At 68.2% G+C, this 11,211-nt stretch carries 7 protein-coding genes; 2 read left to right on the forward strand and 5 right to left on the reverse strand.

Going from position 1 to position 11,211, the window contains the following annotated elements; translation table 11 throughout:
- Positions 1–6 precede the first annotated feature (6 nt).
- The 5 genes from kdpB to ppgK all read right to left on the reverse strand — a co-directional run bounded on the left by kdpB (position 7) and on the right by ppgK (position 5,100).
- Positions 7–2,247, reverse strand: coding sequence for a potassium-transporting ATPase subunit KdpB (gene kdpB / locus CLV54_RS15710; RefSeq protein ID WP_100345952.1), 2,241 nt, complete (start codon positions 2,245–2,247; stop codon positions 7–9).
- A 3-nt stretch (positions 2,248–2,250) separates the two neighbouring features.
- Positions 2,251–3,924, reverse strand: a complete 1,674-nt coding sequence (kdpA, locus tag CLV54_RS15715; protein ID WP_100345953.1) for a potassium-transporting ATPase subunit KdpA — start codon at positions 3,922–3,924, stop codon at positions 2,251–2,253.
- The gene (gene kdpF / locus CLV54_RS15720; protein ID WP_100345954.1) at positions 3,924–4,013 is read right to left on the reverse strand and encodes a K(+)-transporting ATPase subunit F; all 90 of its coding nucleotides are present in this window, start codon (positions 4,011–4,013) and stop codon (positions 3,924–3,926) included. Before kdpF ends, kdpA begins: the two co-directional genes overlap by 1 nt.
- Complete coding sequence (locus CLV54_RS17745) at positions 4,010–4,147, reverse strand: hypothetical protein (protein ID WP_170062017.1); 138 nt, start codon at positions 4,145–4,147, stop codon at positions 4,010–4,012. Before CLV54_RS17745 ends, kdpF begins: the two co-directional genes overlap by 4 nt.
- 161 nt (positions 4,148–4,308) lie before the next feature.
- The gene (gene ppgK / locus CLV54_RS15730; protein ID WP_100345956.1) at positions 4,309–5,100 is read right to left on the reverse strand and encodes a polyphosphate--glucose phosphotransferase; all 792 of its coding nucleotides are present in this window, start codon (positions 5,098–5,100) and stop codon (positions 4,309–4,311) included.
- Between the two features lie 64 nt (positions 5,101–5,164).
- Here ppgK and CLV54_RS15735 point away from each other — a divergent pair, with 64 nt between their 5' ends.
- Positions 5,165–5,353: a hypothetical protein gene (locus CLV54_RS15735; protein ID WP_100345957.1), complete on the forward strand. Its 189-nt coding sequence runs from the start codon at positions 5,165–5,167 to the stop codon at positions 5,351–5,353.
- A gap of 205 nt (positions 5,354–5,558) precedes the next feature.
- Positions 5,559–11,192, forward strand: a complete 5,634-nt coding sequence (locus CLV54_RS15740; protein ID WP_157803026.1) for a glycoside hydrolase domain-containing protein — start codon at positions 5,559–5,561, stop codon at positions 11,190–11,192.
- Positions 11,193–11,211 lie beyond the last annotated feature (19 nt).

Below are 11,211 nucleotides of genomic sequence, written 5' to 3' on the forward strand. Positions count from 1 at the left end.
CCGTTTCTAGAAGCCGGGGATCAAGGACACGACGAGGTCGATGAGCTTGATTCCGATGAACGGCGCGATGATGCCGCCGAGACCGTAGACCAGCAGGTTGCGGCCGAGGATCGACGACGCCGAGGCGGCGCGGTACCGCACACCGCGCAGGGCGAGCGGGATGAGCACGATGATGATGAGCGCGTTGAAGATGACGGCCGACAGGATCGCCGAGGACGGCGAGTGCAGCTGCATGAGGTTGAGCGCCTCGAGGCCCGGCAGCACACCGGCGAACATCGCGGGGATGATCGCGAAGTACTTGGCGATGTCGTTGGCGATCGAGAACGTCGTGAGCGAGCCGCGCGTGATGAGCAGCTGCTTTCCGATGCCGACGATGTCGATGAGCTTGGTCGGGTCGGAGTCGAGGTCGACCATGTTGCCGGCCTCCTTGGCCGCTGAGGTTCCCGTGTTCATCGCGACGCCGACGTCGGCCTGCGCGAGTGCGGGCGCGTCGTTGGTGCCATCGCCGGTCATCGCGACGAGGTTGCCGCCCTCCTGCTCCTTGCGGATGTAGGCGAGCTTGTCTTCGGGTGTGGCCTCGGCGAGGTAGTCGTCGACACCGGCCTCGGCCGCGATGGCCTTCGCCGTGAGCGGGTTGTCGCCTGTGACCATGACCGTGCGGATGCCCATCGTGCGCAGATCGGCGAACCGATCGGCGAGGCCCTTCTTGACGACGTCCTTGAGATGGATGACGCCGAGCACACGCCCTTCGCCCGTCGCCGAACGCTCGGCGACCACGAGTGGCGTGCCGCCGATCTCGGAGATGGCCGTGACCTGCGCCCCGAGCTCGCGCCTGGTGGCCTCGGTGAGCGGCGCCGCAGCGCTGAGCTGGTTCGTCTCATCGACCCAGGCGAGCACCATGGAGCCGGCGCCCTTGCGGATCTGCCGGCCGTCGGGGTAGTCGACGCCGCTCATGCGGGTCTGCGCCGTGAAGGGCACGATCTCGCCGGTCATCTCGCCCGTCATCTCGCCCGAGGGATCGTGGCCGAGGCCGCGGGCCAGCTCGACGACCGACGTGCCCTCCGGGGTCGGGTCGCTCAGCGAGGAGTCGCGGGCGGCCTCGATGAGGGCGCGGGACGCGACGCCCGTGAGGGGCAGGAACTCGGTCGCCTGCCGGTTTCCGTAGGTGATCGTGCCGGTCTTGTCGAGCAGCAGGGTCGTGACGTCGCCGGCCGCCTCGACGGCGCGGCCCGACATCGCGAGCACGTTGTGCTGCACGAGGCGGTCCATGCCGGCGATGCCGATCGCCGAGAGCAGCGCGCCGATCGTCGTCGGGATGAGGCAGACGAGCAGGGCGATGAGCACCGTGAGGCTCGGCGCGGCGTTCGAGTACGACGCCATCGGGTCGAGCGTGAGCACGACCACGAGGAAGACGATCGAGAGGCTTGCGAGCAGGATGTTGAGCGCGATCTCGTTGGGCGTCTTCTGACGCGAGGCGCCTTCGACGAGACGGATCATCCGGTCGACGAAGGTCTCGCCCGGCTTGCTCGTGATGCGCACGACGATGCGGTCGGAGAGCACTCGCGTGCCGCCCGTCACCGCGCTGCGGTCGCCGCCCGATTCGCGGATGACGGGAGCCGACTCGCCCGTGATGGCCGACTCGTCGACCGAGGCGATGCCCCAGACGATGTCGCCGTCGCCGGGGATGAGGTCTCCCGCGGCCACCACGACGACGTCGCCGAGGCGCAGCTCGGCCGAGGCGACGGGGGTGAAGCCGACGGTCTGAGCCGCGGCATCCTTCGTCTCGTCATAGCCGTCGATGCGGTTGGCCATGGTGCTCGTGCGGGTCTGGCGCAGGCTCTGGGCCTGGGCCTTGCCCCGGCCTTCGGCGACCGACTCCGCGAGGTTCGCGAAGACCACCGTGAGCCACAGCCAGATCGCGATGCCCCCGGTGAAGGACGGCGCGGTCTCGCCCTCACCGCTCGCGCCTCCACCGGCCGCAGCGGCGTCGAGGAACGGCTCGGCGATCGCGAGCAGGGTGGTCAGGACGGCCCCGACCTCCACGATGAACATAACGGGGTTGTGCCACATGACGCGCGGGTCGAGCTTGCGGAACGCGCCCGGCAGGCCGTTGACGACCTGTTTGAACGAGAACGCGCCACCCGGGGCCTTGCGGCCGCGCGGGCTCCGGGCCGAGGCCGACGGCCCGTTGGACGAGGTGCGGTCGGACGATGAGCCGGACGAGCCGGGATGAGTGAGAGTGGACATGGTTTACAACAGCCCTTCCGCCAGGGGACCCAGCGCGAGAACGGGGAAATACGTGAGAGCCGAGACGAGAAGGACCGTTCCGACGAGCAGTCCGACGAATTGCGGCTTGTGGGTCGGCAGGGTGCCCGCGGTCGCCGGCACCCTGTCCTGGGCGGCGAGCGACCCGGCGAGTGCGAGCACGAAGAGGATCGGGACGAAACGCCCGAGGAGCATCGCGACGCCGAGCGCCGTGTTGAGCCACGGGGTGTTCGCGGTGATGCCGGCGAACGCCGAGCCGTTGTTGTTCGCGGCCGAGGTGAAGGCGTACAGCACCTCCGAGAAGCCGTGCAGCCCCGGGTTCCAGATCGATGTCCCCTCGACGTCGTCGCGCACCGCGGGGATCGCGAAGCTGAGAGCCGTTCCCGCGAGCACGAGCGTGGGGGTCACGAGGATGTAGAGGCTCGCGAGCTTGACCTCGCGGGCTCCGATCTTCTTGCCCAGGTACTCAGGCGTGCGCCCGACCATCAGGCCCGCGATGAACACCGCGATGACGGCGAGCATGAGCATGCCGTAGAGGCCCGCGCCGACACCGCCGGGGGCGACCTCGCCGAGCATCATGTTGATCATCGCCATGCCGCCGCCGAGAGAGGTGTAGCTGTCGAGCATCGAGTTGACGGCGCCGGTCGAGGTGATCGTGCTCGTCGTGTCGAAGAGCGTCGAGCCGGCGATGCCGAAGCGCGTCTCCTTGCCCTCCATCGCACCGCCCGCGGCCATCGAGGCGGAGCCGTTGCCGGCGAACTCGACCGCGGTCATGATCGCGAGCGAGGCCGCGAAGAGGATCCCCATCGCGGCGAGGATCGCATAGCCCTGGCGCTTGTCGCCGACCATCGTGCCGAAGGTGCGGGTGAGGGCGAAGGGGATGACGAGCATGAGGAAGATCTCGATCATGTTCGTCCAGCCCGTCGGGTTCTCGAAGGGGTGGGCAGAGTTGACGTTGTAGAAGCCGCCGCCGTTCGTGCCGAGCTCCTTGATGGCTTCCTGCGAGGCGACCGGGCCGCCGGGGATCGACTGCGCCGCGCCCGAGAGGGTCGTGACATCCGTGAACCCGTTGACGTTCTGGATGACGCCGCCCGCGATGAGCGCGATCGCGAAGACGATCGACAGCGGCAGCAGGATGCGGAAGGTTCCGCGCACGAGGTCGACCCAGAAGTTGCCGAGGTTTCCTGTGCGGCGCAGGGCGAAGCCGCGCACGAGTGCGACGGCCACGGCGATGCCGACGCCGGCCGAGACGAAGTTCTGCACGGCGAGGCCCGCGATCTGCACCGTGTAGCCCATCGTGACGTCGGGGGAGTACGACTGCCAGTTCGTGTTCGTGACGAAGGAGATCGCCGTGTTGAACGACAGGTGCTCGCCCACGGCCGGGAGCCCGAGCGAGTAGGGCAGTACCGTCTGCAGCCTCTGCACGAGGTAGACGATGAGGATGCCGACCGCCGAGAACGCGAGCACACTGCGGAAGTACACCGGCCAGGTCTGCTCGGACCGGGGGTCGACGCCGATGACGCGGTAGACGCCGCGCTCGAACCAGTAGTTCCTGCGGGTCGTGTAGACGGTCGCCATGTAGTCGCCGAGCGGCCGGTAGACCACGGCGAGAAGCGCGATCAGCGTGACGAGCTGAGCGATGAAAGGCCAGAACTCCATCAGAACCGCTCCGGCCTCAGCAGGGCGTAGACGAGGTACGCGAGGCCGGCGACGGCGAGAGCCGCGCTGAGGATGGTGAAGACGATCACAGCTTCTCGACCCCCCGCGCGATGAGGGCGACGAGTGCGACTAGCACCACGACGCCGAGGACATAGACAATGTCGAGCACGAGAATCTCCATCTGCAGCAGACCCATCCCTGCGGGATGTCGTGCGGCGGGCATGCCGCACGAGGGTGACGCGAGGTCACTGGAGAGACTCAACACCCGCGGGCGCGCCGACGGGAGGATCCTTACGGAACGCTAACGCCCGGCCGGGCGATGCTAACGAGAAGCTTGTGGAGGGGGTTCTCGCGGGGGCTGTCGCGGGGGTTCCTGCGGGGGTTCTAGCGGTTCGCCTCCGCGGCGAAGCCGGCGGCGCCCATGATGCCCGCGTTGTTGCGCAGCGTCGCCGGGACGAGCGGCGTGCGGATGTCGATGAGCGGCAGGAAGTCCTCGTAGCTCTTCGAGACCCCGCCCCCCACGATGAAGAGGTCGGGCCACAGCAGCGCCTCGAGCTGGCCGTAGTACTTGGTCAGGCGCTTGCCCCAGTCCTTCCAGTCGAGGTCGTCGCGCTCCTTCGCCGAGTAGGAGGCCTTCTTCTCGTAGTCGCCGCCGTCGACCTCGATGTGGCCGAGCTCCGCGTTGGGGATGAGCACGCCGTTGTAGATGAGCGCCGTGCCGATGCCGGTGCCGAGCGTCGTCATGATGACGAGACCCTTCTGCCCCTTCGCCGCGCCGTAACGCACCTCGGCGAAGCCGGCGGCATCCGCGTCGTTGACGAAGGTGATGGGGCGGCCGAGCCCGCTCTCGAAGAGGTCTTCGGCGGCGAGGCCGATCCACTTCTTCGACACGTTCGCGGCCGACATGGTCTTGCCGCCCAGGATCACGGCGGGGAAGCAGACGCCCAGAGGAGCCTCGGCGGGGGCGTCCGGCAGCCGGTTGATGATCTCCTCGACGGTCATGACGATGTCGTCGGGCTTGCCGCCCTCGGGGGTGGGGAGTTTGACGCGGTCGCTCAGGAGCGAGCCGGTCTCGAGATCGACGATCGCGCCCTTGATCCCGGTGCCGCCGATGTCGATGCCGATGGCAGTGCCGGTGGTCGTGCCGATAGACGTCGTCGTCGAAGTATCGCTCATGGCCTAAAACTATCGCGACTCGCCCCCGGATGACGGTAACCCGTCATCCCGATAGAATCGCAGCATGGCCGAAGACGTCGAGAACCAGTACTGGTACAACATGAAGACCGGAGAGGTCGAGCACGGCTTCCAATCGCCGTCCGTCGATCGCGTCGGCCCGTTCGCGACAGCCGAGGAGGCGTCGCACGCTCTCGAGGTGCTCCGCGCGAACAGCGCCAAGTGGGCCGAGGAAGACGCCGCCGACAACCGCTGAGCCGGCCTGACCCGCCCCCGTTTCGGGGGTTATCCGTTGTTGGTGTCTAGGTAGCCTCCTGGTCAGCTTCGATCCATCTTCCGCTGCGAAATTCACAGATGCCGTCCGCGATCGTTTAAGCGGCGGCCGGTCTTGTGACCGCAGTATCGGACGCACGTTCCTCCTCCGCCTTGACCGGCGCTGACGTGCGGGAGATGGATATTACGTGGAACACACACCTGATCCGGCTGCGTCGCAGCACGGACCGTCCCAGCACGGATTCCGCCGTGCCTGGTCGCGCATCAGCGGCTCGCCTCGGCGGGCCGTGCCCATCGCGGTCGCCGTCGCCCTCGTGGCGGCAGGGCTCGTGCCGGGAGTGGCAGCCGTCGGAACGGCTGCCGCGGAGGCGCTCGGAGCCCCCGGCGCGAACGACTACACGCAGTTCGTCGACCCCTTCGTCTCGACCGAGGACGACTACGGCCAGGACATGCCGGGCGCAATGGCGCCGCACGGCCTCGCCAAGCTCAACCCGATGACCACCCCGGGCCGTTCGCACAGCGGCTACAACTACGCCGAGGACCAGATCGCCGGCTTCACCGCGACGAACCTCGACGGCGTCGGCGGCTCCGGCGCCGGCGGCGACCTCCTGACCGTTCCGACATACGTGCAGTACACGGGGCGGCCGGCCACGAGCTCCTACGCCAAGAACTACTCCCACGACGACGAGGATGCGACGCCCGGTTACTACCGCGTCGCGCTCGGCACCACGCAGGGCACCGACGGCAGCGTCTCCAACACCCCGGGCAGCGCGCCCATCGAGGCCGAGATGACGGCCGACGTGCGCACCGCCTTCCAGCGCTACACCTTCCCGAACGCGGGCCCCGCCTCGCTCGTGCTCGACCTGCGCAACAACTACACGGGGCGCCTCGACGCGGGCCTCGACACGACCGTGCTCGACGACGGCCGCGCGAGCTTCTCCGGTTTCGTGGCCGGCACCTTCAACGGCGCCAACTACCGTCTCTACTACTACGCGGAGACGACGGAGCCCGTGAAGGGCGTGCGCACCTGGGGCAACGACGGCGTGCTCGGCGCTGCGACCTCGCAGCACGGCACCGACATCGGCGCGATCATCGACGTCGACGTCACGGCCGGCGACATCGTGGAGCTCAAGACCACGCTCTCGCCGATCAGCACCGCGCAGGCGAAGACCGACATGGCCAACGAGATCGGCGACCGCGGCTTCGACGCCGTGCGCGACGACACCGCGGCGGCCTGGAACCAGGTCCTCGGCACGGTCGCGGTCGACAGCAGCGTCACGAGCGACCCGGACGGAACGCTCAAGCAGCTCTTCTACACGCACCTCTACCGCCTGTTCAGCTCGCCCGTGAACGCGACGAGCACCACCGGCACCTACCGCGGAGCCGACGGCGTGATCTACCAGGCCGACGGCTACACCCACTACGACGGCTGGGGCCTGTGGGACGACTTCCGCAAGCAGTCGATCCTCGCGATCGCCTTCCCCGACGTCTACCACGACGTGACCCAGTCGCTCGTCGACCTCTTCGCGGAGTTCGCCAACACGAGCGCGGGCTCGATCACGGCGCTCGAGCAGTCCGTTCCCTCGGTGCGGTACGAGCGGGCGTCCGTCGTGGTCGCCGACGCCGTCTCGAAGGGCGTCGACCTCAAGGGTCTCGACCTCGCGTTCGCGGGTCTCAAGAAGCACGTCGGCGGCGGCTACAACCCGGCCAACACCGTGCGCGGCTACATCGCCGACCAGGTCGGCGACACCCTCGGCACGGCCTACGACGACTGGGCGATGTCGGTCATCGCCGACGCGCTGGGCGACGCGGACGACAAGGCCTTCTACCTGAACCGCGCCACCAACTACACGAACGTCTTCAACAAGGATGCCTGGACCAACCTCGACGGGGTCAAGGTCGGCATGATGTACCCGAAGGACGGCAACGGCAACTGGTGGAACAACGTCAACCCCGAGCAGTTCGAGGCGGCCAACCTCTACCAGGGCACGCTCTGGCAGTACAACTGGTACGTCGCGAACGACATGGGCGGCATGATCGACCTCATGGGCGGCCAGGAGAACGCGCAGTCCGCTGTCGACTACATGTTCGGTGAGCAGGCTCCGGATGACGGCTCGCGCATGCTGCACTCGAACGCCAACGAGATCGACCTGCAGGCGCCCTACCTCTTCAACTTCGTGGGGCAGCCCAGCCACACGCAGTACTGGGCGCGCAGCATCTACACGAAGCCGACCTGGAACCGCTACATCGCCACCGGCAGCGTCGGACAGGCTCCGACGAGCGGCGGCGAGTTCCGCCCGCCGATCAAGGACAAGGTCTTCGAACTCGACTCCGACGGCTTCCTGCCGTCCATGGACAACGACACCGGCATGATGTCGGCGACGTTCGTCGCCGCGGCGATGGGACTGTTCCCGGCGACCGCGGGCTCGGACTCGTACCAGATCGGCTCGCCGTTCTTCGAGCACGTGACGATCGACGGCCACAACGGCAAGACCTTCTCGATCAACGCCGACGACGTCTCGCCCGACCGGTTCTACATCCAGTCGGCGACCCTCAACGGCGCGAGCCTCGACCGCACGTGGATCACGAACGACGAGATCATGGCCGGCGGCGACGTCACGTTCCAGATGGGCGACACGGCCTCCGAGTGGGCTGCTGACGGCCCCATGGCCTACACGATGAGCGACCACGTCGACAGCGCGGTGTACGACCGCGCGCGCACCAACCCGGTGAGCTCGTCGTCGAAGGTCTTCGCCGAGGCCACCGCGAACGACGGAACGATCGGCAACACGATCACGCTGTCCGCGACGGGCACGACCTTCGCCGGTGCGGTCGGCGACGATCTCGCGGGTTCTGCGGTGACCGCGGTGAATGTGCCGGACGGCCTCGCGCTCCACGCGATCAAGCGCTCCGACACCTCCCTCGAGCTCTCGCTCTCGGGCTCGGCGCGCATCCACCTCCCCTCCGACGACATCGACGACCTGGCCGTGACCCTCGCGGGCTCGGCGTTCGCCACCGCGGTGAACGGCGCAGCTCAGACGATCGACCTCAAGGTCGCGTACAGCGGCTACTCGCTCGTCGCCGACAAGGCCGGCGTCACCGCCGACGAGTCGGGCGCCGTGACGGGCACCGTATCGCTGACGGTGCAGGGCGGCGCGACGTTCGCCGAGGCATCCGGCGACTTGATCGCAGCGGGCACGGCCCGGGTCGACGGGCTTCCCGCCGGTCTGTCGGCCACGCTCGTGCGGCAGGATGCCACGACCCTCGCCCTCGCGGTGAGCGGCACCCTCCAGGCCGTCGAGGCCGGCACCTTCACGATCGGGTTCGACGACGCGGCCCTCGCCGGCGGTGTCACGGCGTCGGAGATCACCGGTGACGGGCTGAGCGCGCTGCATCCGCTCACGATCTCGGTCGGATCGGACTGGCGCGACAAGCTCGCGGCGCTCTACGCCGACGTGCACCTCGTGCAGCAGGGCAACTACTCGCCGCAGAGCTTCGCGGTGCTGACCTCGGCGCTCGAGAAGGCCAAGGCCGCACTCGACAACCCCGCGGCGTCCGACGTCGCCCTGCAGCAGGCGTACTTCACGGTGCAGTCGGCCGTGGACGCGCTCGAGCTGGGCGAGGGCGGCTTCCGCCGTCTCGAGGGCGAACGGTCCGACGCATGGTCGGGCGGCGAGCTCAAGAACGAGGCGATCAACCTCGGCGGTGTCAAGCCCGACTCCTGGGTCGAGTACAAGGGGATGGACTTCTCCGCCGGCGCACCGGCCAGGATCGACATCCGTTACGTGGCCAACGCGACGCGCACCCCCGCGGACTCCGCTGTGGAGATCCACGTCGACGCGCCCGACGGCCCGCTCGCCGGAACCGTTCCGCTGCCGAACAACTCGCCGGACTGGAACAACTACACGACGGCCACGTACACCTTCACGGATCCCACGGTCCTCGCGGATGCGTCGAGTGTGTTCTTCGTGTTCCGCGGAACCGTGACGGGAAACCTGCCGTGGGTTGCGAACCTGGACTACTTCCAGTTCGTCGGCGCGAACACCGCGCCGGACACCTTCGACAGGCTCACGACGCGCAACGCGACCGAGCTGCACCCCGGCATCGACCGCTCGCTCGAGATGTTCCAGAACGTCAACAACGCCGAGTGGGCGCGTTACCGCGACTACGACTTCGGTGACGAGGGCGTCGACAAGCTGCTCGTGAACTACGACAAGCCCGTCAACGGCACACCGGAGAGCACTGCTGTCGAGGTCCACTTCGGCAGCATCGACTCGCCTGCCGTCGCGACCGTCGCGCTCGAAGGCCACACGGGCGACAACTGGGGCAGCTACCGCACCGCCACGATCGACGTCGACCCGACGGTCTTCGTCGGGGTGAAGGACGTGTACTTCGTGTTCACGATCCCGACACCGGACGCGGGCGGCCGCAACCCCTACATCGCCAACATCCCGTGGATGCAGTTCGTGCACACGGGTCCGGAGGCGCCGACGTCGTTCCATCTGGAGGCCGAGAGCTTCGCGGCCTCGAGCGGCGGCGACCTGGGCGTGGAGAACAACACCGATCCCTCCGGAGTGGGCTATACGAACCTGAAGGGCACGCACAACAACGACTGGCTGCGCTACGACGGGGTCGACTTCGGCGAGCAGACGGCGACCTCGGTCACCGTGCGCTACGTGAACAACTCCTCGCGCTGTGGCGCCAACTCGCGGGTCGAGGTCTACCTCGACTCGCGTGACGGCGCGCCGTTCACGACGGTTCCGCTGCCGGTGACCGGCAACGCGTGGAGCGCCATCAACACGACGACCGTCGACCTGCCGTCGGGGATCACGGGCGCACACACGATCTTCCTCGTGCTGCGCACCGAGCCCAACGCCGACCACCCCTACGTGGCGAACATCGACTGGTTCGACTTCGGCTATGGAGTCGACGCGTCGCCGTTGCGCGCCGCGATCGAGAAGTACGCTCCGCTGATGGACGAGGAGGGCCGCTACCTCGCGGTCGACTTCCGCACCTTCCGCGCCGCCTTCGAGAGCGCGGAGGCGCTGGCCGAGCAGGAGAACATCACCCGGGATGAGCTCGCGGAGGCCCTGCGCACGCTGAACCTCTCGGCGGGCCAGCTGGAGTGGAAGGTCGTCCGTCAGCTGGGCGAGCTGATCCCTCAGGCCGAGGCCGTCGACCCCGCGCTGTACACCCCGGAGAGCTATGCGCCGCTCGCTGCTGCGACGGCTCGGGCGAAGGCCTTGACCGAGGATGCCTCGTACGAGGAGTACCAGGAGGTCTACGGCGAGCTCCGCACGGCTTATGAGTCGCTCGGGCTCGTGGTGCCGCCGGAGCCGGGTCGTGCCGACGAGCAGCTGCAGGTGACGATTCCTGAGGCCGGTTCCGGTGAGTTCGTGTGGAACATCGACGGTGGCAACGGTCTCGTCGATCTGGGCACGGCTGTGCAGGGCGGCGATCACTTCGCCGCTGCCGGTGCGATCAACGCGGTTCGTGTGACGGATACGCGTGTGGCTGCTCCGCAGTGGTCGATCTCGGCCCAGGTGGGCGACTTCACCAGTGGCGGCGACACCTTCTCGGGCAAGTACCTGGGCTGGACGCCGCGTCTGCTCGAGGCCGGTGGCGGTGCGGCAGCGGGTGTCGCCGTGGCGTCGGGCTTCGAGTCGGGTGATGGCCTGTCGGCGTCGTCGACTCTGGGTTCGGCCGGGAGCGGTCACGCTCTGGGCTCTGCGATCCTGGGTGCCGATCTGGACCTGCGGTTCCCGCTCGAGGTCGCCGACGGCACCTATCAGGCCACGCTCACCCTGACCGCGCTGGGCTGATCCCCAGCCCGGTGACGGG

It is taken from the genome of Compostimonas suwonensis (genome assembly GCF_002797855.1).
GTDB classification, from domain to species: domain Bacteria; phylum Actinomycetota; class Actinomycetes; order Actinomycetales; family Microbacteriaceae; genus Compostimonas; species Compostimonas suwonensis.